The following is a 25976-nucleotide window of genomic DNA, read 5'->3' as shown; positions in this document are numbered from 1 at the left end:
GGTGTGTATCGTGTGTTGCACAAAAGTAGGTACAGCAATGCCAGGGGCGCTATCGAACCGGGAAAATGATTTACGCAATCGGGAATCTTTAGTCTTCTGAGATGGAGTACTGAAAGATATACTCCTCTATAGTACCGTCCCGCATGCCTTCTACGCGGGCATCCAGGTGGCGGGTATCTTTAAAACGATAAGTAATTTTTCTGGGGAAATCATTGTTCAGGTCTTCTGCAACGAAGCCTACCGGCTTTAATACCCGTAATCGCAGGCGTACAGGCACTGTTGGCTGATGTCCTTCGTAAACAGGCATAAAATACATGTCATTACCTCTTCTGGTGAGCAGCATGGTTTGCTGTAAAGCACTGTCAGCACCCACTATCCGCCAGGTTTTGCCGCTCCAGGTAGAATCATTTAGCCGGCTCCAGCTTTCCACAATCGTACTTTTCCGGGTGTTCATCTTCCAGGTACCCTGTAGTTTGTCCAGCAAATGAAAGTCTGCTGTACTGGCCTGGCCGGCTGCGGGAACGCTGCCGGCCAATAAAGATAACAGGAGTATATACTTACTGTTGTACCACTGCTTCTTCCCCATAAATCTGTTGTTTGTATTTGAGAGATGGAGACGCAAGGAAGGGTCCCAGGCCCAGCTCTCCCCATTTGGCATCTATTTTACTGATAGTCGCATCATCCGCCACAATAATATTAGGCCAGTCCCGCTCAAAGTTGTCCAACAGCCTCGTTTTCAGGGTGCCGTCCATACCTATCCCCCCAATATACTTCCCTGCCTCGGCAGATGGCTTATTGATCACAAAGCTGTCGCGCTTGGGATCCAGGTTATTACAGAAACGCCATAGTGCCGACGCCAGGTCACTCACATCCACGGTATGCTCTACATACAGTATCATTTTTATGCCTGCCAGTGCCGGCAAGGTATATAGCTGCTCGTTCAGCTCACGTACATGGAATGGGCGGCGCTTTTCTACCGCTACCAGTATACAGGAGATGTCGATCGCCAGCAGGTGACTGTTAATACCCTTAATTTCAGGGAACTGCTGCATAATAGCGGTGGTATCTATAGTACGGGGAGCAGCTACCTGTAAATAAGCAGTATCTGTTTCCTCTTCATACTTGCGGGTACCATCGATACACATCTTACCGCCAAAACCCATTTTGGAACAGGAGTGATCCAGTACATCCATAGGCCCCTGGCTCAGGTAAATATCTGTAGCCGGGTTAAGATGACGAAAGACATGTTGCGCCAGTTGTTTATAATCGTTAATCTTTACCCCGTCATCTGTTACCACCAGGATCTTGTTGAACATCATTTGTCCGGCTCCCCACATCGCATTCATTACTTTCTGCGCTTGTCCTGCATAATCCTTTTTGATCTGCGCGATCACCAGGTTATGGAAAACCCCTTCTACCGGCATTTCCATATCAATGATCTCTGGTACCAGCGTCATTTTAATAGGCGCCAGGAAAATACGTTCTGTGGCTTTTCCTATCCAGGCATCTTCCTGCGGAGGAATGCCCACTATCGTTGACGGATATACGGCGTCCTTGCGGTGCGTAATTGCTGTTACATGAAATTTAGGATACCAGTCGGCCAAAGAGTAGTAACCGGTATGGTCGCCAAACGGACCTTCCCATACCAGTTCTTCAGACGGTTCTACGTAGCCTTCTATCACAAAATCTGCATCTGCTGGTACTTCAATCTCCGGTTGGGTAATACATTTTACCAGCTCTACTTTCTTTTTACGGAGAAAGCCTGCCAGCATGTATTCATCCACGTTTTCCGGGAGTGGTGCAGTAGCTGAGTAGGTATAAACGGGATCTCCGCCCAGTACTACGGCAACGGGCATACGTTTATTCAGCTTCTTATATTCCATAAAGTGCTTGGCAGACACTTTATGTTTATGCCAGTGCATACCGGTCATATCTTTTTCAAATACCTGCATACGGTACATGCCAACATTGCGGGTACCCGTCAACGGATCTTTGGTATGTATTACCGGCAGTGTCACGAACGGGCCTCCATCTTTAGGCCAACAGGTAAGCACCGGTAGTTTGCTGAGGTCCGGGGCAGACATCACTACTTCCTGGCAGCTGCCTTTTCCACTCACTACCTTGGGCATCCAGGAGGCAAACTGTCCCAGTTTGGGCAATAACGCCAATTTATCGAGGATGCTTTCTTTGGGCTTGGATAACAGTTTAAAAAGATTTTCAATTTCACCGGCTACATCGTCCAGTTCGTGTACACCCAGCGCCAGGCACATACGTTTATAGCTGCCCATGGAGTTGATAAGAACCGGAAAATCTGTTCCGGTATTTTCAAACAGCAACGCTTTACCCCCATCCGGCGATTTGCTTATCCTGTCTGTTATTTCAGCTATTTCCAGTTTAGGGTCCACATAGGTTTTAATGCGTACCAGTTCTCCTGCCTGTTCCAGCGTATCTATAAAATGTCTGAGATTTTTATATGCCATGTTTGAATCTTATTACCAATCAACAAAAGTAACCATACCGCACCGCAATAAAAAATGCCCCCCATTAAATAATGGGAGGCATTCATTTTATTCCATTTTCAGTTATCAGTTCACAATAGTAACACCCGCGTGGAATACAGCTCTCGGCCTGGATGGATAATAGCGTACCGGTGCAGGTACCGGTACTGGCACAACCGGGTAATAAGCTGGTTGCATATATACCACCCTTCTCCTCGGACGATAGCAATCGTCATCCCATCCACGGCGGTATTCTCTTCTTGGGGGTTCACATCTGTCCCGCTCCCAGCGGTCGTGTCCATGTCCGCGACCATGATCACGGTATCCGCGATCGTATCCTCTTTGTGCATAAGTAGTCAGCACTGTGCCGCCCATCAGCAGCATCAATAACAATACTTTTTTCATGTTGTGTGGTTTTTAGTTCAAGATCGGTTGGCAAATAAAAGTTGTGGTGTATTCATTTATAGAGGAGATCCTGTTACTGTCACATTATTTGCAACATAATCCGTTCCCGGATATCCAACGTAGCTATACCTGTGATAAGTACGATGGTGAGGCTTATGATGCTTATAATGACGGTGAGGTCTGTATCCTGGCCTTGGCGGATGCGGCGGCATTGGTGGCCTTGGCGGATGCCAGTGATGCGATGGCCTTGGCGGTGCCGGCGGATGTGGAAAATGTGCCGGTAACGGAGGCCTTGGTGGCAGCGGTGGATGTGGCGGCCTGTGTTGAGCAAAAAGACTGGCACTACCCACTGTCAACATCACTGAAGCTAAAAACAAAAACTTCTTCATGGCACTTCTTTTTCGTTAGTTATAACAGGTAGTTGCACACCAACTTATTTTTGCGGCTATCGTCTCATTACTATCTCCGCGATTTGTGATTCTGCTGTCCGCCATAAGCTGGTGGCTGCGTTATTACCTGTTTGAACTCATAAATCCAACAACTATGCCAATAAAAAAATCCCGGCTTTAAGCCGGGATTGCAATACTAAATAACCCATTCAATATATTAGTAATCAATTTATTACGGTCTGAGTATCGGACAGCGGGTAGCTTTCTGCTTACCCCATCCGCGATCACCGCCCAAACGATATGTAATGGTAAATCCGGAGAAGGCATACCAGTCTTTATGTTTGTCAGAACCACGAATAGCACCATCCGCAGGATAAGTCCCTGGAGTAGTTCCTTTAGCAGTTAATTCATCACCGCGAAAAGCCATATCCACCGCCTTCTGGCCACGATACGCCAGCAATGTATTCTGATCTACGTAATTGGTACTTACGTCATCCAGGTAATCGGTAGTGGTTGGGCGGAATCCTATTTCAAATCCAAGGGTCCAGTTGTCATTCAGTATAGCTTTTACACCTGCTCCAAAAGGAATGGAAATAGCCATAAGGTCGTAAGGTTGACGGGTAGGATACTGCGGTAATCCCTGTCCTTCTGTACCGAGTGGACGAAGCCGTACACGGTTACCAGACTGGTCTTTCGCAGTAGGATCAAATCCAAATCCACCGATGCCCACAAAAACGTAAGGAGTAAAGCCTTTCTCATCCAGATCAAAAAAGTTGAATTCTCCGATCAGACTTCCCTCCAGCACATTTGAACGAAAACTCAGATTCCTCGCTACCAGGTCTTTCGATGAATTGGTACTATCAGCCCCTGTGGCTATTCCCCAGGTAATGGCAGCCCGGATAGTGAGGTAGCGGTTAATATCTTTTCTTACCAACAAGCCAAGCGCGGGGCGGGTGTACTTCATATCTACCCTTTGCTGGGTCAGATCTCCGCTGTAATTGCTAATGCCCAGAAAAGCGCCTACGTGCCAGTCCTGCGCAAAGGTGAGAAAGGGAACTGCCATGAATAACAACAGTATTCCGGTAGATTTTGTAAATTTCAATGTATTAAAGTTTAAGAGGTTAGTCCTTTTCAATCGTGCATCCATTTAACGTTATTATTACAATTTTTATTTGGTGCTCCCCCTCCAATAGTTTTCACACGTATACCCGCACGGCTAATAAAATGTAAAAATAAACTAATAAACCAATTAACTCATAAACAATTAATCTAACATCTTATATAAGCCCATCCTTCTTCCTGCCGGTTGATCAGATGAAAGATCCCCGCAGGGACAATTTCTGTCAAAGGCAGCAACTGGCTTGCCTGTAGCTGACGGCCATTCAGGGTATTCCGGCAAATAAGAAATTTAACAGCACGTTCCTGCAAAGACAGCACCTTTTCAGATAAGGGATTCCCATCTATGAGTAAAAGATTCCATGCATGTCCATGCACAACTACCTCTACGGCTATACGTGTTTGGGTGGCTGCTGCCTGTTGGAGAAGATTATGGAGCTGTCCCAGCATAGACAGCTGCACATCGGATTCACCGGATGTGATTTGAAAAACTACCTGCATGGGGACAAACCTAACCAAATATTGGTAAAACCAACACTAACAAATCTATAAAAGGTGGATGTCAGGACTTAACTATGATCCTCTTTATGCTTTGCACTGTACAGCTCATACTGTACCTTTCTCAGCTTATCTTCCAGCTTATGATATTTCTCTTTTACCTCTCGCAACTGGTATAGTAGCGAAGCTTCTCTCTGCTCCTGTTTTACCAGGTTGATATTCGCTGTTTGTAATGCCCTGAAATGACGGAATAATAATACCCATCCAAGGCACAACAATAACAATAAAATAACGATGATGGCTATCATAATAATAAGGTTATGCGACCTGTATCTGCTATGTTTTTACCGCCTGGAAATGGCGTTGCGCTGCCGCAACTCCACAACAGGATTGATAGGACAAAATATGTTGAATGCTATAAAATCCGTATTGAATTACCTGGTTGGAGCTATGAACATGACACTACTGCTAAAGTTATTTATTCTCATGATTAACGGTTTGTCCATTTTAGCTTTTTCTATTATTTCTTTTAAAATAATGGGAGGTCCCAGGACCAAAATCAAACATATTATGAATAATAATACTTCAATAGCCTTTATATCATATTGATATCCAATTATATACTATGATATAAAAATTTACGTATCCGGTAATCATAAAAAAAATTAAATTAGAGATAATGTTCATGTAGAGAAAGATTGAGCTTTGATGAAATCAGCATGTACCGAAATCCACTGAAAATCATTTAAATCCCCGTATTGTATGTCCGCCCTTCTGTCGAAAGAACAACTCGAAAATTTTGCTTTACAGGGTTTATCCTATGCAGATGATCATGTCAGCGACCCATTTAATATTAAAGATGTTTCAGAAAGACTGGGAATCTCCTACTCTTATTTCTACCACAATTTCACAGAATACATGGGAGAACCTTTCTGGCATTATGTAAAGCGTCACCGGCTGGAACTTGCTGCCGGCCTGCTCCGGCATAGTGGCTATAATATCGGTGAAATAAGTGACCATTGCGGATACGCTACCACAGCAGCTTTTAGCAAAGCTTTCAAGCAACATTTTAAAGAAAGTCCAAAGGACTTCCGCCGCATTATTATTCTGCCTAACGAAAGAAGAACCCTGCAGATTACGGAGGGTATCACCGCAGCCTTTGGCAGCGAAGCATTCGGCGGTCTATTCAGCTATGAACGCTGTGAAAAAGTAAAGCTGCCAGATAGTATACTCTATTATTCCCTTATTTCCCGTGGACAGGATCCTGTTGCTGAAATGATTGCCAGGATGACCCAGCATTATACTTTATTTAAAAAGATGCAGACCTTATACGACCTGCCTCAAAGCAGGATCATTACCGGTACCCTGGATGCTGTTCCAGTTACCGATTATGAGAAATTATCGATGTTTGCCGGTATCCATATTCCGTTGTCAGCTACCACCGCACATCAGCAATTGCAACAGAACTTTTCTTACCTGATGACGAAAAGAATCACCGGGGGCAACTATCTCAAACTACCCGTTCCCATGGATTTTGCTACAGCAGGCGTACCAATGTATAACTTTATCAGTATGAACTGCAAAGAAGGGATCTTTAAAATGAGCGGAAATCATTTTTTCATTTCACTCAATGGTCCGAGTTATTCTGAAATTTTTATTCCGTTGCTCAAGAAACATTACTGAAGAGGAATTACGAATTACGAATTACGGAGTTGTGAGAAGATAATAGCGGATGTTCTCCGTGTTTACTATCTTCTCACAACTCCGTAATTCGTAATTCGTAATTCGTAATTTCTATTTGGTAAATACTGCCCGGAAACAATTGGCACTCGTATTCACAGTATCCTTCTGTGGCTTACTTCTTCCGTAAAATTCATCCAGAAAGCTACCCGCATCAGACCAAACCGTTTGCATCATTCCCTGAAAACGCGGTTTCATTTCATTGGTAGCTGCTATACGGTAATCATACATATCCTTCAGTTGCAGCTTTGCATTCTCCGGCATTCTCCACGGACAGGTAATAACAGACAATCCTTTCATGGCAAAATAAACAGGTGTTTTATCCGGTCTTTCGTAATGCCAATCGCAGATCATCACATCTTTTGGAACCAGGTCAACTGCCCGGTGAGTATTATTCATACTCGCCTCCCAGGCGCCTAAACCAGTGGTTTTACCTTCCAGCAAGCGATCACCCCATATCCACAAAGCGCGTCCCTTCTCTGCCAGGTGATTACGGAGCGTCCATACTTCACCGGCAAACAGCTCCGCTTTGTCTTTGCCTCCGCAACGCGGACACTTCTCCTCTCCGATATAAAACACTTCGTCCATACCTGCATGAAAAGCAGTCGACTCAAACGCATCACAAATCTCATCTACCAGCTCGAAAACAATCTTATGAACTCCCGGGTGCAACGGACAATAGCTTTTGCAATACAAACCATCCGCATTAGGCCATTCGTACTTTACCGGCATCTTTACCCAAGGCGTTTCATCAAAGTCAGGATACACTTTCAACAGGTTGGTAGTCGTACCTGCCCATGACTGATGCCCCAGCAGGTTAATCTGAGGAATCAACCGGATATTATGTTTACGACAGGCCTGAACCAGTTGTTTTACCTGCTGCTCGGTAAGACTACCGGGATCACGCAACTCAGGATGCGACTTAAACTGGTAATTAAAATCAACACGAAGCACCAATGTGTTGATATGTCGCGGCGCCAGCTCCGTTTCTATAAACCTGAGAAAAGAAGATAGTCCATCCGCTCTGGGCGCCGCTATACAAAATCCGCGTACAGGCAACGTATCTACCGGCAGGGGGTTTGCAAAAGAAAAAGAAACACTGCTACATACAAGCAATAAGAGGGCAAATAGTTTTTTCATAAGTCTTTGAATTTTTTATCGGCATTTTACCAGCTGCCAATAGCTAATGGATAAAAGCTATCCGGCATTCCAGTAAAATAATGAAAGCACCGGGGAACTGCAATCTTTTCCTTCAAACAAATGTATAATAGCTATTGTAATGTTATACACGTTGATTTTTAATATCTTTGATAAAAGCACTAAATCTATGAATGAGTTTAAACTACCGTTTAACGCAAGACTCACCTTCACCCTGTTATCTATCATTCTGGTTATTTATGTGGCACATATTGGCAGTGGCATTATAGTGCCCCTGATGTTCGCCATGCTGATTGCCATCATGCTGCTGCCTGTAGTGCACAGGCTGGAGAAATGGCGCATTCCCCGTGGAATGGCAGCCGTTCTGGCGGTACTGCTCTTTATCATCATCATTGCACTGATCATGACGTTGCTGGGCAAACAAATGGAATCTTTCATCTCGGACTTCCCGCAACTGCAACAAAAACTGGTGCTGGTCATTAGCTCCACACAAGACTGGGTGAATGCTAAATTTCATATTAACTCCAGTACCCAGTTAAGCTACGTGGAAAAAGCCCTGATGGGCACCCTGGGAACCGCTACCAGCTTCCTCAGTCAAACGTTTCTTTCCCTTTCCTCCCTGCTGGTATTTGTGGTGTTTGTATTCCTGTATGCTTTTTTTATTCTCTTCTACCGTAGGTTACTGGTATCCTTCCTGATAAAAATATTCAGAGAAGAACATCGTGACAAATTACTCAAGGTGATCGCGAGCACCCGTTCCATCATAAAAAGCTATGTAGGCGGCCTGATGATAGAAATGGTCATTGTAGCCATTCTCAATACCGTACTGTTCTTAATATTAGGCATTAAATACGCCATCCTGCTGGGAGTAATGGCCGCTATCTTTAATATTATTCCTTACGTGGGCATTTTAACGGCCGCTATACTTATCATACTGGTTACCCTGGCTACGGGCACGCCTATACAGGCTTTACAGGCAGGTATTGCGTTGTTCCTCGTACACGTACTAGACAGCAATGTGTTATTTCCCAGTATTGTTGGTTCCAAGGTAAAGATCAATGCGCTTATTACCATTATAGGCGTGGTACTGGGCAATATGCTATGGGGCATACCTGGTATGTTCCTCGCCATTCCTTCAATTGCCATTATCAAAATCATTTGTGAAAATATCGAAGAAATGTACCCCTGGGCTATATTGCTGGGAGATGAATCCAAGCCCAAAGTGAAAAAAGTAAAAAAGATAGATCCGGACGAAACACCGGCCTGATATAGCATATAAAAGAGAAGTTGCTCCGGAATTACCGGAACAACTTCTTACTTATCATCAACAACCAATTGTTATTGTAATGCAGGATCCCCTGCATCTTTCTTCAACATCCTCCGGTATACCCAATAAAATATTATCGGGAAAATAAAGAGATTGAAAAAAGTATCTGTAATTAATCCTCCTATCACCACCCGCGCAAGCGGCCTCGCTGTTTCTGAGCCGATCCCCATACTGGTAGCTGCCGGTAATAGTCCTATAGCCGCCATCATGGCCGTCATCACTACAGGTCTGATCCTTGACTCCACCCCTTCCAGGATGGCATGCGCCAGACTAAAATGAGAGGCCTTGTGCATGTTCCGCACATTTGTCTTGAATTTTGATAGCAGGATCACCCCGTTCTGCACACAAATTCCAAACAGGGCGATGAATCCTATACCCGCAGAAATACTGAAGTTCATGCCCGTAAGCCATAGGGAAAAAATACCGCCTATGATCGCAAATGGTACATTCCCCAACACCAGCAAAGCATCTTTAATTTTTCCAAAGAGTATAAACAGGATCAGGAATATCAGTAATAAACTTATAGGTACTACCTGCATCAGTCGCTTAGTCGCCCGTTCCTGGTTCTCGAAATCGCCCGCCCATTCAAGGGAATAGCCTTTGGGTAGATTTATCTGCGCTCCTACTTTTTCCTGCGCTTCGGCAATGGTGCTGCCAAGATCCCTGCCCCGCACAGAGAATTTGATGGCCCCATAACGCATATGCTTATCGCGGTATATCATACTGGGCCCAACGATATGCTGTATCTCCGCGATTTCTTTCAATGGAATCTTATTGCCCCGTATAGTCGGAATCGTTAGATTACCAATGGAAATTTCACTCTCCCTGAAATTTTCGGGATACCGTATACGAAGATCAAAACTCTTCTCTCCCTCATATATGCGGGTAGCCGCTTTACCGCCAATAGCCATCTCTATCACAGAGTTGGCATCTTCTGTGGTAACACCATACAGCGCCATCTTCTGCTGGTCGAGGTTAATCCGCAATTCCGGCTGCCCGATATTGCGCAGGATACCCAAATCTTCAATGCCATGCACGTCCTTCAGGATCTTTTCTATTCCTTCTTCTTTATCTTCTATCAGTTTAAAATCATCTCCAAACAGTTTTACTACAATAGATCCCTTTACTCCGGACAYAGCTTCTTCCACATTGTCCATGATAGGTTGGGAAAAGTTCAGGGTAATACCCGGAATCCAATCCAGCTTATCATTCATCTTCTCTATCAGGGCGGTTTTAGATAGACCACTCTTCCACTCTTTCTGCGGATAGATATCTACATGCAATTCAATATTATAAAAACCAGTAGCATCCGTACCATCATTAGGCCGCCCGGTTTGTGACATCACCTGTTTTACCTCTGGAAAAGTGAGCAACTTCTTCCTCATATCATTGGCTACTTTCACGGACTCCTCCAGCGAAGTACTCAACGGCCCGGTAGCCCGGATGTAAATAGCGCCTTCGTTGAGCTGAGGCAGGAATTCAGTGCCCAGAAACCTGAAACAGTATAACCCAAACGCCAGTACGATCAGCGCCCCGGTAAAGGCTATACGCCGATGCCGGAAACAATAGTTGAAGATCTTCAGTGTGGTACGGTTAATGAATTCCAGGAACACGTTGTGCTTTTCCCGCACATTCTTTCTCAGCAACACACTGGCCAGCGCCGGTACCAGGGTAAAAGTGAGTATCAGGGCGCCCAGTAAGGCAAAGCCAAGTGTCCAGGCCAGCGGAGAAAACATCTTGCCTTCTACTTTTTCAAAAGTAAAAATGGGTAGTAACCCGGTGATGATAATGAGTTTCGCAAAGAAAATGCCCTTTCCATTTTCCAGGCAGGCTTTGCGGATCATCCCCAGCTTACTCAACTTATTGAACCGTTCCATCCCTACATCTTTCGCTTTCCGGTCCAATACCACAAAGATGCCCTCCATCATCACCACAGCTCCGTCTATGATAATCCCGAAGTCAATAGCCCCCATAGACAGCAGGTTGGCGCTCATCCCCTTTATGCGTAAACAAATGAATGCAAAGAGCAACGCCAGCGGAATCACCACCGAAACGATAATAGTGGTGCGCCAGTCGGCCATAAACAGGAACACTATTACCGTCACAAAAATGATTCCTTCAATCATATTGTGCAGTACGGTATGCGTAGAGAAATCAATCAGGTCTTCCCGGTTATAGAACGCCCTGATCTTTACATCATCAGGTAAAATGCGTGTATTCAGCTCCGTTATTTTCTCTTTCAATGACTTGATTACCACCGCAGGATTCTCCCCTTTGCGCATCACTACAATCCCTTCCACTACATCATGATCCATGTCACGGCCTACCTGCCCCAGTCGGGGCAATGCCGCCACACTTACTTCTGCCACATCCTTTACCAGTATAGGCGTTCCGTTGATATGATCTACAATGATGTTTTTGATTTCATCTACATTATTGAGAATACCAATACCCCGCACTACATATGCCTGTGCATTTTTAACGATCACATCTCCCCCCACATTGATATTGCTTTTAGACAATGCCTGGAACATTTCCTGCGCAGTAATATCGTACTGTACTGCTTTGTCCGGATCAATGGTCACCTGGTAGATCTTCACTTCTCCCCCAAAACTTACAATATCCGCTACCCCCGGCACAGACAGCAGGTTGCGTTCAATCACCCAATCCTGTAATGTTTTCAGCTCTTGTATGGAAAGCTTGCTACTCTCCAGCGTATACCGGTAAATTTCTCCTGTAGGCCCATATGGGGGCTCTATTTCGGGATCTACGCCATCCGGCAGGGAAGCGGAGGTAATGTTATTGTTAATCTGTTGTCTGGCAAACGTATCATCTACGTCATCATCGAAAATTATTTTTACAACAGATAGCCCGAATAGAGAAGAGGAACGGATATGTGTTTTTTTCTGCGCCCGGTTCATGGCAATCTCTATGGGGCGTGTTACAAATTTCTCCACCTCTTCAGCGCTACGGCCCTGCCATTGGGTAATAATAGTAACAGAGGTATTTGTTACATCCGGAAATGCATCTACACCTATCTGCTTAAAACTGACATAGCCGGCAATCGCCAATACACCGGTCGCAAAAAAAATGAAGTATTTATTGCTTAAAGAAAAAGCAAGGACTTTCTTTATAAACTTGTTCATAATAATGGCCTTTAGCGGTTACTGCTGATCCTTCAGCGTTTCATAGATGAATACCTGCCGGGATGCAATCACCCGGTCGCCTTCTTTCAGGCCGGAATTGATAAAGGCCCGTCCTTCGCTGGTTTTATCGATTTTCACTTCCCTTATTTCTACGCCGCTTTTTGAGTTCACCCGCACCAGTACATAATATTTATCGTGATCAAAAATGATCCCCCTCGATGGAATACTCACTACATTACTATCTGCATGACGGTTAGCTTTCACCCGCACAAACATTTCAGGCTTCAGCAGGAATCCCGGGTTATCCACCACCACCCTCGCTTTCATCACTTTATTCTCTGGATCCAGTACATTATAAATCTTATCGATTGTACCGGAAAAGGATTTATCGGGATAGGATAAAGTAGACATCTGTACACGATCTCCTTCATGAATGCTGGCGATGTCTGACTCAAAAATGTTGATCATGGCCCATACATTATTGAGGTCGGCAATCACAAAAATAGGGTCTGTGTTATCTGGTCGCCACTGCATACTTTCAGCGGCTCTTTTACTGATGATAAAACCTGGTACAGGGGCTTTCACAGCGTAGTTGGTTTGATGACCGCCCCCGTTGATATCCAGAATAGCCTGTGATTTATTATGTGCTGCTACGGCTTTATCATAATTGCTTTTGGCTTCTTCATAATCCCTTTGTGAGTTCAGCCCGCTCTTGTAAAAAGATTCCGCAACATACATATTGCGTTTGGCTGTTTGCATATCGTTCACGGATATACGCTGATCAGCGGTAAACACAGCCATTTCAGGGCTTTTAAGGATAGCCAGTACTTGTCCTTTTTTCACAAAATCGCCGGAATGTACTTTCACGTCTGTTACAATACCACTGACCATGGGGAAAATACGGGCTGTTTTATCTTCGTTCTCCGTAATTTTTCCGGTGAGCAGTATTTCATTTTCTACTGGCCTTACGGTAGCGGTATCCACTACCAGCGTGCGGAGAAGAGAGTCCGAAAGCGTCCATGAACGGGGTTCTTCCGGAACTGTCTTACTACCGCAGCCAGTCATGGAGATAATAATAACAATTGCAGGTATATAGTGCTTTATTGAATATTGCATGTTCAGGAAATTTATCAGGGATGAAAAATGAGGGCACCAGTACTAAAATTGAGCGACTCCAGTGCATGCAGCCTGTCATACTTCAGTTCGTTCATTTTAAGTACATTATTTCTGTAAGCATCGTACAGGTCAATGAATTCGAGCAACCCGATATTATGAAGACGGTAATTTTTCTCTACTTCATTCATCATTCTACCGTAATCGTTTTCAAATCCGGGATCGAATTCATGGAGCAACTTTTCTGTTTGCAATGCCTGCTCTAAGCTGTTCATTACTTCATGTGCGAGTACATCTTCTTGCCCCTGTAACTGCAGCTTACTGCTTTCCAGCAGGGCTTTGGCAGTTTTTATATTTCCCTGGTTGCGGTTAAAGAAAGGTAATGGCATGGATACATTCAACCCATTGTAATTACGCTCAAAATTACCCTGCTTATCAAAAGAAAATCCCACCTGAAGATCCGGCACGGCCATCGACTTTTGCAAGCGCAGGTTCAGGTGATTATAATTCACGGTCTCCTGACCGATTTTCAGATCATAACGATTTGACCGGGCGGTATCAAGCAGCGACTGAAAATTATATTGCTGCGCAATGGGTTTGTCTGTCGAAGTATCCCGCAACTGCGGCTGTATAATGGTACCGGGAGCAACTCTGATCAGCAGGGCCAGATCGGATTGTGTTTGTTGTATATCCTGTTGCAACGCCAGGTGATCATGCTGCAGGTCATAGAGCATGGATTTTATCCGGATAATTTCTTTAGGTGCTATATTGCCTAATTCCTTTTGTGCGGTAAATACCGTTACAACGGTTTGCAGAAAAGCAATCTGGCTGGCAAATGTTTGCAATGAGCGTTGCTTATAATAGAGGTCATAAAAATTATCATGGAGTGAAAAGCGTAGCGTCCGGAGAATATCATAAAACTGGTACTCACTCATTCTAACACCGCTCTGGGCCAGCTTCACGGCCTTATTGCGTTTACCCGCCAGTTTGACAAGCTGCTCTACCTGCAGGGAATTTTGTCCTTCGTAGGAAAAGTCAAACCATTTCTTTGTGGTATGACTGTACAATACATTCTCAAACGTCACTTGCGGATTATCATACAGCTTAGCTGTTATGATACCTGCCCTGGCTGAATCAATGCTGTAACGCTGCGTAAGTAACGGAATGTTTTTCTGCAGGAGCTGCTGTTCTGCTTCCGGAAGCGTGAGCCGGAGTGTGTCTTTTATCTGCGCCGATGCCGTGAAACGGAATAGGGTGGCGAACAGTACAAGATAGGCGCTTAATGCTGGTCTAATGATCATACAACTTAATTTTCGTTGCAAAGATGGCATTAGGCTATTAGCTACCTATTAGAATGAAGTTAAAACAAAATTAGAATTTCTGAACATGCGGAAAGAAAATATTGAATGTGGTTCCCTGACCCGGCACACTACTCACCGTAATCGCTGCCTTGTGCAACTGCAGGATCTTTTGTGTCATCGATAACCCAATACCATATCCATCAAAAGCATGGGCATTGTCTGCACGGTAAAGCGGCATAAATATTTTCTCCAGGTCTGTATCTGCAATACCAATACCATGGTCGCTTACAGACAGTGTTATCCCGGATTTAGTATAAGTTAACTGACAGTCAACGTTACGGTTATACGAAAATTTGAAAGCGTTCCTGACGATATTCTGCAATGCCAGCATCATCAGGGAACGATTACCCCGAATACAAAGTTGTGCAGCATCTTCGGGCATATCATTCAACTTTACATGCAATCGTACCGTGGGTGTTTTATGTTGCCAGAACTCCTGTATTTCCCATAACAATTCATCCAGCCGGATCATTTCGGAATTGGCATCTGTAAGGATAACATCTAACCTGGTTAGCTGTAACAGCCCATCGGTAATAATTTTCAGCTTCTCTGATTCTCCCAGTAGGGTACCCAATGTTTGGATATAATCTTCGCGGCTGCGTTCATTCTGAAGAGTCACTTCTATTTCCCCGATGATAGTGGTCAGTGGCGTGCGCAACTCATGGGAAGCATTGGATACAAAGGAGCGTTGCATATCAAAGGCCTGCTCCATATGCAGCAACAGCCCATTAAAATTTGTGGCCAGTTCGTCTATTTCATCTTTATTACGGCCTTGTTGTACGCGCATATGCAGGTTATTGGAACGAATATTTTTCACCTGCCGGTTAATGCTTTTAATGGGTTCCAGTGCCCTGCTGGCATACCATTGGCCCATCACAAAGGTGATCAGTAACGCTACCAGGAACATCACAATCAATATCCACATCAGGTAATTCAGTTGTTGTATCCCCATGGTATTACGGGCAGTCACAATCACCACAAAATTGCCCTGGTTGTCCGGATAATAAATACCGAGACCGGATTCTTCCTGGAAGCGGAACCGGTATACTTCTCTGTGGCGGATAGTTTCCAGCATAGACGCCGGCCAGTTGTATTTTGTTTTTTCTATAAACACCCCCTGGTTGTGCTGATCATATATATTGGAGGATTCATCGGGTATCCGTTCCCGGTAGCTCTTTTCTATTTCGAGGAATTTCTTCTTGGTCAGTTCATCTTTTTCCAGGTATACCTGGGCAGTTACCAGGGCACGCATCTGCAACAGTTTATAAAAACTGTTTTGAATATACTGGGCAGATAACAGGTATATCAGTACGAAAACGATGGTCAGTATAATACCTGAAATGAGCATGAACTGGAGTGATAAACGATGACGTATTTTCATTAGCTTTTAGCTTTTAGCCATTAGCTTTTAGCCAGTGTTTTATTGTTTTGTTCTGTTGTTAAGCAAATGATAAGCTAATAGCTAAAAGCTAACTGCTAATAGCTTATTTCTGTTTCATTACATAACCCATTCCTACTACCGTATGGATTAGCTTTTCACCGGTAAAGCCTTTTTCTATTTTATTCCGGAGATAGTTAACATATACATCTATGGTATTGGTACCGGTATCAAATTCCAGTCCCCATACGGCTTCCGAAATGAGTGCACGTGAAAGGACCTTACCGGTATTTTTAAGCAACAGCTCTAGCAATGCATATTCTTTTGCAGTGAGCGTGATCTCCTGCCCTTCCCTGGTGGCAGTTTTGGTGTTGGTATCCAATTGCAGGTCCGCAAAAGTAAGAATGGCCTGTTCCTGGTGAAACTGGCTTTTTCTGCGGGAGAGTGCATGAATTCTGGCTACCAGTTCGGAGAAATGAAACGGCTTGGCGAGATAATCATCAGCACCGGCGTTTAATCCATCCACAATGTCCTGTGTAGCATTTAAGGCTGTCAACATCAGAATGGGTGAACTGACTTCCAGCGTACGCAAATTTTTGCAGAGGGTAATCCCATTGATTCCCGGTAACATAATATCCAGCAGGATCAGGTCATAATCCTGCTCCAATGCGGCTTGTTGTCCTGCTATGCCATCGGTACATACTTCCACCTGGTGGTGGTGCTCTTCCAGGCCTCTTTTTATAAAGGCGCCTACCTTGGTTTCATCTTCTATCACCAATATTTTCATAACTAATAATTAAAAGCAATAACCTTTGCAAAAGTAGGATTGTTTACTCCGGCGTTCATTAAAGCCACATTAAAATCAAAGATGGTGTGGACAATTTACCAATATCTGTTAGCTTTGCTTCAACCTAAACCGGCAACAGTATTATGCATTTACCCGTTTTAAGTACCGGCAACCTGGTATTGCGWCCTATAGAAGAAAAAGATGCTGCTACCCTGTTCCATCACTTTTCAGATGATGCGGTAACAAAATATATGGACATTGATTCTTTTTCAAATATCAGCGAGGCAACCCACATTATTCAATTCTTCCGGAAAAGCCTGGAAGATGAGGAAGGTATGCGCTGGGCGATTACCCTGGCAGGAAAAGATGAATTGATTGGTACCTGTGGATATCATAAGATCAACAAAACCCATTTCAAAGCTGAAATTGGTTACGATCTGCGGCCGGCCTTCTGGGCCAAAGGCATTATGAAAGAAGCAATAGGGGTTATGCTCACTTACGGTTACGAGGAGTTACAGTTTAACCGGATAGAGGCTTTTGTGGACCCGGAGAACATTGCGTCTTCGAAACTGTTGTCCAGGCTGGGTTTCCACTACGAAGGTTTTTTAAGAGACGCCTTCTTTGAAAAAGGAAAATTTGTGAATGCAGAGCTATACAGCCTTTTAAGGCATGAACATACCCGGGAGTCTATTTACTAATTAATATATACCATGAGTTTGGAATTCAGGCATGCAGCAGCATCAGATCTGCCAAGGATCGTTGAAATTTATAACAGTACTATCGCCGGCAGAATGGTGACAGCTGATACCAGTCCGGTAACACCGGAGAGTCGTTTGTCCTGGTTTCATGCACACAACCCTACCCTGCGTCCGTTGTGGATGATTGATCTGGAAGGGAACAATGTCGGCTGGATGAGCTTTCAGTCGTTCTATGGCCGCCCTGCTTATAATGGCACTGTAGAAGTCAGTATTTATTTAGATGAATCTGCCCGTGGCAAAGGTTTGGGCAAGCAAATACTGCGTCATGCGATTGAAGTAGCGCCTCAGTTTGGCGTGCAAACCCTGCTCGGATTTATTTTTGCGCACAATCAACCCAGCCTGAAACTCTTTACTGACATAGGTTTCAAAGAGTGGGCACATCTTCCGGAAATTGCCGTACTCGATGGTGTGGAAAGAAGTCTGAAGATATTGGGATATAAAATAATTACGAATTAGGAATTACGAATTACGAGATCTTAATGGAATACTCACCGTAATTCTTAATTCGTAATTCGTAATTTCATAACAAAAGAAGGTCTATGTGGTGGATTTACGCTTTATTATCTGCTGGTTTTGCGGCGCTCACCGCTATTTTTGCGAAAATCGGGGTAGCGGATATTCCTTCCAACCTGGCCACTGCCATCAGGACCGTAATCATCCTGATCATGGCCTGGGCGATTGTGCTGGCAAGGGGTGAGTACAAAAATTTCGGAGCGATTTCCAAACACAGTATGTTATTCCTGGTATTGTCCGGACTGGCAACGGGTTGTTCCTGGATTTTTTATTTCAAGGCATTGCAGGTCGGAAAGGTATCACAGGTAGCGCCGGTAGATAAACTGAGTGTAGCCCTTACCATTATATTGGCGGCGGTATTTCTGAATGAGGCGCTTACCTGGAAAACAGCCATCGGTGCCGGGTTGATTATTGCCGGTACACTGGTATTGATATTAAAGTAAAGGATTATTCTGCTTCGATCTTGTAAACACAACGGCGGGCGCCGTTGATGATATGTTCCATACGGGACACGTTCATTTTTTCGCCGAGAATACTGACAAATGTTCTCATTTCGGAGGTACAAATGTTATCGCATTCAGAGGCAGCACAACAGATCGGGCAGTGATTTTCTATGAAGAAGTAGGTATCACCTTCTTTTTTCCATTCTGCCAGGTAGCCTTCACCAGAGCGGATGGCTGCGAACGAAGTCAACCGGTTTTCGATACCGTTTACACCCTGCAGGGCGCTGCTGTATTTTTCGAGCTGATTTTTTTCTCTTGCGTTGACTACATTATCGAGCGCTTCCTTGCCTAAAACAGTTTTAATGGTCTGTATTAATTGCAGGCTGAGTTCGGTGTGTGTATCCGGGAAACGGGCATTGCCCAATGGGGTGAGGCTCCAGATTAAAACGGGACGTCCAACGCCTCTGGACGTGCTTTCGGAGTGTACCAAACCTTCTTCTGCCAGTTTAAGCAGCTGAAGCCGGGCGCCTTCTCCCGTAATACCCAATTCACTCGCCAGTTCGGCTGCAGACAGCGGTCCCCGGGTCTTGAGCAATGTCAAAAACCGTTCGGCAGCATTCTTGGTTCGTATTGGATAATTTTCCAAGTTATTACTTGTTTTATTATCAAATATCGGTATTTTTGTGAAAGCTAAAAAAAAGATTTTGGGATTTTGATGATTGTGAGCGGTAGTCCATCAGAACATAATCTCATAATCACTTAAATCTCTAAATATTAGATATTAATGAACGTCCTGATATTTAATGGTGCTATAGATGACCGTCCTTATGCCACTTCTAACCAGTTGGCGGTGTATCTGACGGAGAAATTACAGGAAAAAGGGTTTTCGCCTGAGATATTTAGTCTGGGTAACACACAGATCCCCTTCTTTTCCCAACAGGAAGCGGGGCTTAAGCCGCCCGCAGTAGAGGCGATGTGTGCAGCGTTTTGCAAGGCCGATCTTCATATATGGATGACACCATTATATCATGGCAGCATGACAGGTGCTATGAAAAACTGCCTGGACTGGCTGGAAATGACCAGTAAGAACCAGCGTCCTTATTTAACAGGAAAGGTTGTAGCTTTGCTCTCCTGGGCAGACGGCACACAGGCCATGCAGGGTATTAATGCGATGGATGCAGTGGCTAAGGCCTTAAGAGCATGGGTATTACCATATTCCCTGCCTATTTTAAAAGATAACCTGTATGACCCGCAAACCCGCGGGTTGACTGCGTTTTATAAAAACAAACTGGATACGATGGTGCAGTTACTGTGTGCGGCAAAATCGCATGTGGTAGCAGGTATTGAAGGATAAATCGTGGAAACACACCGGGAAACCGGTGATAGCTAATCAAAACAAATTCTGAGTATGATAACCGTTTCAGAAAAAGCAGGAGAATATATCAAAGCGCTGATGGAAAGAGAACATCATGCGCCGGGTACCTTTGTACGTGTAGGCGTAAAAGGTGGTGGCTGCTCAGGCCTCGAATATGTGATGAAATTTGAAGCAACAGAAGAGGAAGGCGACCAGATATTTGAAGATAAAGGCATTAAAGTAGTGGTACAGATGAAAAGCCTGTTGTACCTGTATGGTACAGAGTTGGACTTTTCCGATGGACTGAATGGCAAAGGCCTTTTCTTTAACAATCCTAACGCAACCAGAACCTGTAGCTGCGGCGAAAGCTTCGGGGTATAAATTTTAAACTTGTATGATCAACAGTAACGAAATAATTGATGATATAGCCAATAAGGAGTATGAGTTTGGCTTTAGCACCGATATTGAAATGGATATAGCTCCTCCCGGGCTGAATGAAGATATCATCCGTTTTATTTCGGCGAAGAAGAATGAACCTGAATGGCTGCTGGAGTGGCGCCTGAAAGGATTTGCCGCATTTAAGAAAATGGAATTCCCTAAATGGCAGCATTTTGAAATGCCTAAGCTTGATCTGCAGGCACTTTCTTATTATGCAGCGCCAAAAAAGAAAATAACGCTCAACAGCCTGGATGAAGTAGATCCTGAACTGCTGGCGACTTTCGCAAAACTGGGTATTCCCCTGAACGAACAGAAAGCACTGACCGGTGTAGCAGTAGATGCTGTATTTGACAGCGTTTCTGTGGCAACCACCTTCAAAGGTAAGCTGAAAGAAATGGGCGTAATTTTCTGCTCTTTCGGTGAAGCGGTGCAGGAACATCCTGACCTGGTAAAAAAATACCTGGGTAGTGTGGTGCCTCATACGGACAATATTTTTGCTGCACTCAACGCTGCGGTATTCTCCGATGGTTCTTTCGTATACATTCCGAAAGGCGTTCGTTGCCCGATGGAGCTGAGCACTTACTTCCGTATCAATGCGCAGAACACCGGACAGTTTGAACGTACCCTGATCATTGCAGACGACAACAGTTATGTAAGTTACCTGGAAGGTTGCACGGCGCCTATGCGTGATGAAAATCAACTGCATGCGGCGGTAGTGGAACTGGTAGCCATGGAACAGGCTGAAATAAAATATTCTACCGTACAAAACTGGTATCCCGGTGATAAAGACGGTAAAGGTGGTATCTATAATTTCGTGACCAAAAGAGGTATCTGCAAAGGTACTTCCAGCAAAATCTCCTGGACACAGGTGGAAACCGGTTCTGCTATTACCTGGAAATATCCCAGCGTAATTCTGCAGGGTGATTATTCCGAAGGCGAATTTTATTCTGTAGCAGTAGTCCGTAACAAACAGATTGCTGATACTGGTACCAAAATTCACCATATCGGAAAAGGCACCAAAAGCCGCATCATTTCCAAAGGTATTTCTGCCGGTCGTGGCGACAACAGTTACCGCGGACTGGTATCCGTTGGTCCCCGTGCAGACAATGCCCGCAATTTCACTCAGTGCGACTCCCTGCTGATCGGTAACCAATGCGGATCTCACACGTTCCCGTATATCGAATCCAGGAACAAAACAGCGATGATCGAACATGAAGCTACCACTTCCAAGATCGGAGAAGATCAGATCTTCTACCTGAATCAACGTGGTATCGACAGTGAGAAAGCAGTAGCCCTGATCGTAAACGGTTATGTGAAAGAAGTACTGAACCAGCTGCCAATGGAATTTGCAGTGGAAGCACAGAAATTATTATCTATTACACTTGAAGGAAGCGTTGGATAATTCATTATTCAACTAATACATACAGAACGAAAAAAACAAACATGCTGACGATTAAAAATCTGCACGCAGAAGTAGAAGGGAAAAAAATTCTGAAAGGCATTAATCTCGAAATAAACAAAGGAGAAATGCACGCTATCATGGGACCTAACGGTTCCGGCAAAAGCTCATTGGCTTCTGTTTTGGCGGGTCGTGATAACTATACTGTCACCGAAGGTGAGGTATGGTTCAACGGCAAAAATCTGCTGGATATGGCTCCGGAAGATCGCGCCCGTGAAGGTGTATTCCTGGCTTTTCAATACCCTGTAGAAATACCAGGTGTTTCTAACCTCAACTTCATGAAAACCGCACTGAATGAAATCAGGGCGTATAAAGGCCTCCCCGCCCTCGAAGCAAGAGAGTTCCTGAAGCTGACCAAAGAAAAACAACAACTGGTAGATTTCCATTCCAACCTGATGAACCGTTCTCTGAACGAAGGATTCAGCGGTGGTGAAAAGAAACGTAACGAAATTTTCCAACTGGCTATGCTGGATCCGCAGCTGGCAATATTGGATGAAACAGATTCCGGATTAGACATCGATGCACTGCGTATTGTTTCAAATGGTGTAAACAAATTACGTGATACAGAGAAATCCTTCGTAGTGATTACTCACTATCAACGCCTGCTGGAGTATATCATACCTGACTTTGTGCATGTATTATACAATGGCCGTATCATCAAGACCGGTACCAAAGAACTGGCACTGGAACTCGAAGAAAGAGGATACGACTGGCTGAAAGAGGAATTACATTTGAAAGAATCTGTATAAAACGAATTATGACAAGCGATATGATATTGCCATTTTACCAGGCGTTAACGGAAGATGTAAATGCACTGTCAGCACAGGTATCCACCCCTGCTACTGCAGCACTGCACGACATCCGCCGCAAGGCGCTGGAGCGCTTCACAGCAACAGGACTTCCTACGCTGAAAACAGAAGCATGGCGCTACACGAATATTCAGCGCTATCTGAAAGAATTTCCATATGAATTGCTGACCACTGCTACACCGGTTTCCGCTGCAGTAGCAGAAAGCAAAGCAATTCCTGAGCTGGATTGCTACCGTATAGTACTGGTAAACGGCCACCTGCAGGCAGATCAGTCTACCCTGCCCGAAGGTAAAGGCATCACGGTGGGCGCAATGAGCGCAAACACCACTGCCCCTGGTTTTGTTACGTATTTCAACGAACAGCAACACCTGGCCGGCGAATCAATGGCCCAGTTAAATACTGCCCTCTTCGCAGATGGTTTGTATATAGAACTGGCTGCCAATACCATACTGGACAAACCTGTACACATAGTACACGTATATTCCTGCACAGCGCACGCTGTTATTCAGCCCCGTCATTTATGGGTACTGAACAGAAGCGCTGCCGCTACGATTATCGAAAGCTCCGTTCATCCGGAAACCACTACCGTGGCTTTTGCCAACAGTGTACTGGAAACCGTGATACTGGAAAATGCAGAACTGTGGCATTATAATGTACAACAGGGAGAAGAAAGCTTCCGCGAAGTACATACCACTGCTGCACAGCAACATAAAGACAGCCGTTATCATCATTTTAATTTCACACTGCCCAATACCCCGTTCACCCGTAATAACCTGAGCGTGGCACTGAATGGCAGCCATACCGAAACTAATCTGAACGGTTTATATATTGCCAGCAAACATCAGCATGTAGATAACCATACTTTCATGGATCATATCATGCCTGACTGTAACAGTAATGAGCTGTACAAAGGCGTACTGCTGGATAATGCCAATGGCGTATTCACCGGTAAAATCCTGGTACACCAGGAAGCGCAGAAAACAAATGCATTCCAGCAGAACAATAACCTGCTGCTGGGCAACAAAGCAGATATTAACTCACAGCCACAGCTGGAAATATATGCCGATGATGTAAAATGCAGCCATGGTTTTACTGCCGGTCAGTTCAGCGAAGAGTCCATGTTTTACCTGCGCTCCCGTGGCATAGGTGAAGATGCGGCAAAAGCACTGATGGTAAATGCTTTCTCTCATGACATTACAGATGCCATAAAGGTACCAGCCCTGCAACATTACCTGCAGGAGCAGATTGCGGAGATCATGAATAACTAAAATTACGATGGAACATATTGCTAACATAGTGACCGCCGGCCTGGATGTAACGCAGATCAGAAAGGATTTTCCTATTCTGCAGCAACAGGTACATGGCAAACAGCTGGTATACCTCGACAACGGAGCAACCACGCAGAAGCCGCAGGTAGTAATAGCAGCGGAAGCCCGCTACTATGAAGAATATAACAGCAATGTGCACCGGGGTGTACACCACCTGAGCCAGGTAGCAACGAATGCATACGAGAAAGCCCGTATCACCGTAGCCGGCTTTATCAACGCAGCAGATCCCCACGAAGTCATCTTTACCAAAGGCACTACAGACGGTATCAACCTGGTAGCCAATACCATGGGCCGTCGTTTCCTGAAGGCAGGCGACAGCGTGATCATTTCTTCCATGGAACACCATAGTAATATAGTGCCCTGGCAGATTGTTTGCGAAGAAAACGGCGCCACACTGAAGGTAATCCCTATCAATGAGCGCGGTGAACTGCTGATGGATGCCTACGAAGCCATGCTGGACGACACCGTGAAAATGGTAGCCGTTACCTACGTTTCCAATACGATGGGCACCGTGAATCCCGTACAGGATATCATCGCACTGGCGCATGCACGAAATATACCGGTCCTGCTGGATGCCGCACAGGCCATTCAACATATCAGTATTGATGTACAGGCCCTGGACGTAGACTTCCTCGCATTTTCCGGCCATAAAATTTATGCACCTACCGGCACCGGTGTGCTGTATGGCAAAAAGGAATGGCTGGATAAACTGCCCCCTTACCAGGGTGGTGGCGATATGATCAAGACCGTCACTTTCGAGAAAACGATCTATAACGAATTACCGTATAAATTCGAAGCCGGTACCCCTAATATTGCCGGCGCCATTGCGCTGGGTACTGCCATTGAATATTTACAAAAGACCGGCATCTCCAACATCCAGCAGTGGGAAGAAGAACTGATGGAATATGCGATGCAGGAACTACGTAAGATCGATGGTATCCGCTTTATCGGGGATGCTGCCAACAGAAGTGGTGCGATTTCCTTTCTGGTACACAACATTCACCCGTTTGACATGGGCGAACTGTTGGATCAGCAAGGTATCGCTGTAAGAACAGGGCATCACTGCACCGAACCGCTGATGGATCTCTTTAAGATCCCCGGTACCGTTCGTGCATCACTCTCTTTTTATAATACCAGGGAAGAAATAGACAAACTGGTAGCCGGCATTAAAAGAGCCGCCTCCATGCTTTTGTAAACAGGTGAATATGACGATTCAGGAAATACAGGAAGAAATAGTATCGGATTTTTCGATGATGGGCAGCTGGGAAGATAAATATGAATATATCATCCAGTTAGGTAAGGAATTACCACTCATTGCAGAAGAATTTAAAACACCGGACAACCTGATCAAAGGCTGTCAATCACGTGTGTGGCTGCATACAGAACTGAAAGACGGGAAATTGTTTTTTACCGGCGACAGTGATGCAGTTATCACCAAAGGACTGGTCAGCCTGATGATTTATGTACTTTCCGGGCATACGCCAAAGGACATTGCAGCAGCAGATATCTATTTCATTGACGCCATTGGTTTGAGCAGCCATCTCTCCCCTACCCGTTCCAACGGGTTACTGAGTATGCTGAAACAAATGAAGCTGTATTCCATCGCTTACCAGGCAAAAATTAACCAGCAATGAGTGAAGCAACATTAAGAGAACTGATAGAAGCACAGCTGAGAACCGTGTTTGATCCGGAAATTCCGGTGAACATCATGGAACTCGGGCTGGTATACGAAATCAAGATCAAGGAAAATAACCGGATTGGTATCGATATGACCCTTACCGCGCCCGGTTGCCCGGTAGCAGGAGATATTATCCGCGAAGTAGATGAAAAAGTAAGAAATATAGAAGGCGTTTCTGACGTAGATGTACACCTTACTTTTGATCCACCCTGGACTAAAGAAATGATGAGTGAAGAAGCAAAGCTGGAACTGGGCTTTCTTTAAGCAATAAAAAATACCA

Annotated in this window: 27 protein-coding genes; 14 read left to right on the top strand and 13 right to left on the bottom strand. The window is 44.7% G+C overall.

Features of this window, described 5'->3' with window-relative positions; genetic code table 11:
• Window positions 1–88: 88 nt before the first annotated feature.
• The 3 genes from AC1DP6_RS26985 to AC1DP6_RS26975 form a co-directional block, all read right to left on the bottom strand.
• Window positions 89–586 (bottom strand): DUF6265 family protein, encoded by a 498-nt coding sequence (locus AC1DP6_RS26985; RefSeq protein WP_477057636.1) that lies wholly within the window; start codon window positions 584–586, stop codon window positions 89–91.
• Window positions 558–2480: a menaquinone biosynthesis decarboxylase gene (locus tag AC1DP6_RS26980; RefSeq protein WP_477057635.1), complete on the bottom strand. Its 1923-nt coding sequence runs from the start codon at window positions 2478–2480 to the stop codon at window positions 558–560. The genes AC1DP6_RS26985 and AC1DP6_RS26980 overlap by 29 nt, the downstream gene beginning before the upstream one ends.
• Window positions 2481–2585: 105 nt before the next feature.
• On the bottom strand, window positions 2586–2903 hold the full coding sequence (locus AC1DP6_RS26975; protein ID WP_477022147.1) for a hypothetical protein: 318 nt from the start codon (window positions 2901–2903) through the stop codon (window positions 2586–2588).
• A gap of 43 nt (window positions 2904–2946) precedes the next feature.
• Between AC1DP6_RS26975 and AC1DP6_RS26970 the strand changes: the two genes are divergently transcribed.
• The gene (locus tag AC1DP6_RS26970) at window positions 2947–3324 is read left to right on the top strand and encodes a hypothetical protein (RefSeq protein WP_477057634.1); all 378 of its coding nucleotides are present in this window, start codon (window positions 2947–2949) and stop codon (window positions 3322–3324) included.
• A gap of 200 nt (window positions 3325–3524) precedes the next feature.
• On the opposite strand, the gene porG is transcribed toward AC1DP6_RS26970, so the two are convergent.
• The 3 genes from porG to AC1DP6_RS26955 form a co-directional block, all read right to left on the bottom strand.
• Complete coding sequence (porG, locus tag AC1DP6_RS26965) at window positions 3525–4394, bottom strand: type IX secretion system protein PorG (protein WP_477057633.1); 870 nt, start codon at window positions 4392–4394, stop codon at window positions 3525–3527.
• Window positions 4395–4561: 167 nt separating this feature from the next.
• A complete protein-coding gene (locus AC1DP6_RS26960; protein ID WP_477057632.1) occupies window positions 4562–4909 on the bottom strand; it encodes a DsrE family protein in 348 nt (115 codons plus the stop codon).
• 68 nt (window positions 4910–4977) lie between these two features.
• Window positions 4978–5214 carry a hypothetical protein gene (locus AC1DP6_RS26955; protein WP_477057631.1) on the bottom strand — a complete coding sequence of 79 codons (237 nt, stop codon included), beginning with the start codon at window positions 5212–5214 and terminating at the stop codon, window positions 4978–4980.
• A 454-nt stretch (window positions 5215–5668) separates the two neighbouring features.
• Here AC1DP6_RS26955 and AC1DP6_RS26950 point away from each other — a divergent pair, with 454 nt between their 5' ends.
• Entirely contained in the window at window positions 5669–6589 is a 921-nt protein-coding gene (locus AC1DP6_RS26950; protein ID WP_477057630.1) for a helix-turn-helix transcriptional regulator, read from the top strand.
• 111 nt (window positions 6590–6700) lie between these two features.
• Here AC1DP6_RS26950 and AC1DP6_RS26945 read toward each other — a convergent pair whose 3' ends face one another.
• Window positions 6701–7786, bottom strand: coding sequence for a family 20 glycosylhydrolase (locus AC1DP6_RS26945; RefSeq protein ID WP_477057629.1), 1086 nt, complete (start codon window positions 7784–7786; stop codon window positions 6701–6703).
• A gap of 187 nt (window positions 7787–7973) precedes the next feature.
• Here AC1DP6_RS26945 and AC1DP6_RS26940 point away from each other — a divergent pair, with 187 nt between their 5' ends.
• The gene (locus AC1DP6_RS26940) at window positions 7974–9071 is read left to right on the top strand and encodes an AI-2E family transporter (protein WP_477057628.1); all 1098 of its coding nucleotides are present in this window, start codon (window positions 7974–7976) and stop codon (window positions 9069–9071) included.
• A 71-nt stretch (window positions 9072–9142) separates the two neighbouring features.
• On the opposite strand, the gene AC1DP6_RS26935 is transcribed toward AC1DP6_RS26940, so the two are convergent.
• The 5 genes from AC1DP6_RS26935 to AC1DP6_RS26915 form a co-directional block, all read right to left on the bottom strand.
• Window positions 9143–12277, bottom strand: a complete 3135-nt coding sequence (locus AC1DP6_RS26935; RefSeq protein ID WP_477057627.1) for an efflux RND transporter permease subunit — start codon at window positions 12275–12277, stop codon at window positions 9143–9145.
• 18 nt (window positions 12278–12295) lie between these two features.
• On the bottom strand, window positions 12296–13393 hold the full coding sequence (locus AC1DP6_RS26930) for an efflux RND transporter periplasmic adaptor subunit (protein ID WP_477057626.1): 1098 nt from the start codon (window positions 13391–13393) through the stop codon (window positions 12296–12298).
• A gap of 14 nt (window positions 13394–13407) precedes the next feature.
• Window positions 13408–14691: a TolC family protein gene (locus AC1DP6_RS26925; protein ID WP_477057625.1), complete on the bottom strand. Its 1284-nt coding sequence runs from the start codon at window positions 14689–14691 to the stop codon at window positions 13408–13410.
• 70 nt (window positions 14692–14761) lie between these two features.
• Window positions 14762–16132 (bottom strand): sensor histidine kinase, encoded by a 1371-nt coding sequence (locus AC1DP6_RS26920; protein ID WP_477057624.1) that lies wholly within the window; start codon window positions 16130–16132, stop codon window positions 14762–14764.
• Window positions 16133–16235: 103 nt separating this feature from the next.
• Entirely contained in the window at window positions 16236–16916 is a 681-nt protein-coding gene (locus AC1DP6_RS26915; protein ID WP_477057623.1) for a response regulator transcription factor, read from the bottom strand.
• Between the two features lie 143 nt (window positions 16917–17059).
• On the opposite strand from AC1DP6_RS26915, the gene AC1DP6_RS26910 reads away from it, so the two are divergent.
• From AC1DP6_RS26910 to AC1DP6_RS26900, 3 genes are all read left to right on the top strand, one after another.
• Window positions 17060–17614: a GNAT family N-acetyltransferase gene (locus tag AC1DP6_RS26910; protein ID WP_477057622.1), complete on the top strand. Its 555-nt coding sequence runs from the start codon at window positions 17060–17062 to the stop codon at window positions 17612–17614.
• A gap of 12 nt (window positions 17615–17626) precedes the next feature.
• Window positions 17627–18130: an N-acetyltransferase family protein gene (locus AC1DP6_RS26905; protein ID WP_477057621.1), complete on the top strand. Its 504-nt coding sequence runs from the start codon at window positions 17627–17629 to the stop codon at window positions 18128–18130.
• Window positions 18131–18213: 83 nt separating this feature from the next.
• Entirely contained in the window at window positions 18214–18630 is a 417-nt protein-coding gene (locus AC1DP6_RS26900; RefSeq protein ID WP_477057620.1) for an EamA family transporter, read from the top strand.
• Window positions 18631–18634: 4 nt separating this feature from the next.
• Here the strand turns inward: AC1DP6_RS26900 and AC1DP6_RS26895 are convergent, their stop codons facing one another.
• On the bottom strand, window positions 18635–19276 hold the full coding sequence (locus AC1DP6_RS26895) for a helix-turn-helix transcriptional regulator (protein ID WP_477057619.1): 642 nt from the start codon (window positions 19274–19276) through the stop codon (window positions 18635–18637).
• Window positions 19277–19414: 138 nt separating this feature from the next.
• Here AC1DP6_RS26895 and AC1DP6_RS26890 point away from each other — a divergent pair, with 138 nt between their 5' ends.
• The 8 genes from AC1DP6_RS26890 to AC1DP6_RS26855 are packed head-to-tail and all read left to right on the top strand — an operon-like array spanning window position 19415 to window position 25960.
• Complete coding sequence (locus AC1DP6_RS26890; protein WP_477057618.1) at window positions 19415–19984, top strand: NADPH-dependent FMN reductase; 570 nt, start codon at window positions 19415–19417, stop codon at window positions 19982–19984.
• Between the two features lie 54 nt (window positions 19985–20038).
• Window positions 20039–20365: a HesB/IscA family protein gene (locus tag AC1DP6_RS26885; protein WP_133808162.1), complete on the top strand. Its 327-nt coding sequence runs from the start codon at window positions 20039–20041 to the stop codon at window positions 20363–20365.
• A 13-nt stretch (window positions 20366–20378) separates the two neighbouring features.
• Window positions 20379–21824 carry a Fe-S cluster assembly protein SufB gene (gene sufB / locus AC1DP6_RS26880; protein ID WP_441575891.1) on the top strand — a complete coding sequence of 482 codons (1446 nt, stop codon included), beginning with the start codon at window positions 20379–20381 and terminating at the stop codon, window positions 21822–21824.
• 41 nt (window positions 21825–21865) lie between these two features.
• Window positions 21866–22630: a Fe-S cluster assembly ATPase SufC gene (gene sufC / locus AC1DP6_RS26875; RefSeq protein ID WP_477057617.1), complete on the top strand. Its 765-nt coding sequence runs from the start codon at window positions 21866–21868 to the stop codon at window positions 22628–22630.
• Between the two features lie 8 nt (window positions 22631–22638).
• Window positions 22639–23958, top strand: coding sequence for a Fe-S cluster assembly protein SufD (gene sufD, locus AC1DP6_RS26870; RefSeq protein ID WP_477057616.1), 1320 nt, complete (start codon window positions 22639–22641; stop codon window positions 23956–23958).
• Between the two features lie 7 nt (window positions 23959–23965).
• Complete coding sequence (locus AC1DP6_RS26865; RefSeq protein ID WP_477057615.1) at window positions 23966–25213, top strand: aminotransferase class V-fold PLP-dependent enzyme; 1248 nt, start codon at window positions 23966–23968, stop codon at window positions 25211–25213.
• A gap of 10 nt (window positions 25214–25223) precedes the next feature.
• Complete coding sequence (locus tag AC1DP6_RS26860) at window positions 25224–25652, top strand: SufE family protein (RefSeq protein WP_441575888.1); 429 nt, start codon at window positions 25224–25226, stop codon at window positions 25650–25652.
• On the top strand, window positions 25649–25960 hold the full coding sequence (locus tag AC1DP6_RS26855; RefSeq protein WP_441575887.1) for an iron-sulfur cluster assembly protein: 312 nt from the start codon (window positions 25649–25651) through the stop codon (window positions 25958–25960). The genes AC1DP6_RS26860 and AC1DP6_RS26855 overlap by 4 nt, the downstream gene beginning before the upstream one ends.
• The last annotated feature ends 16 nt before the right edge of the window (window positions 25961–25976 follow it).

It is taken from the genome of Chitinophaga sp. 01L420, assembly GCF_056399985.1.
Note: the sequence above shows the minus strand (reverse complement) of the source record. Positions and strands in the feature narration are given on the sequence as shown.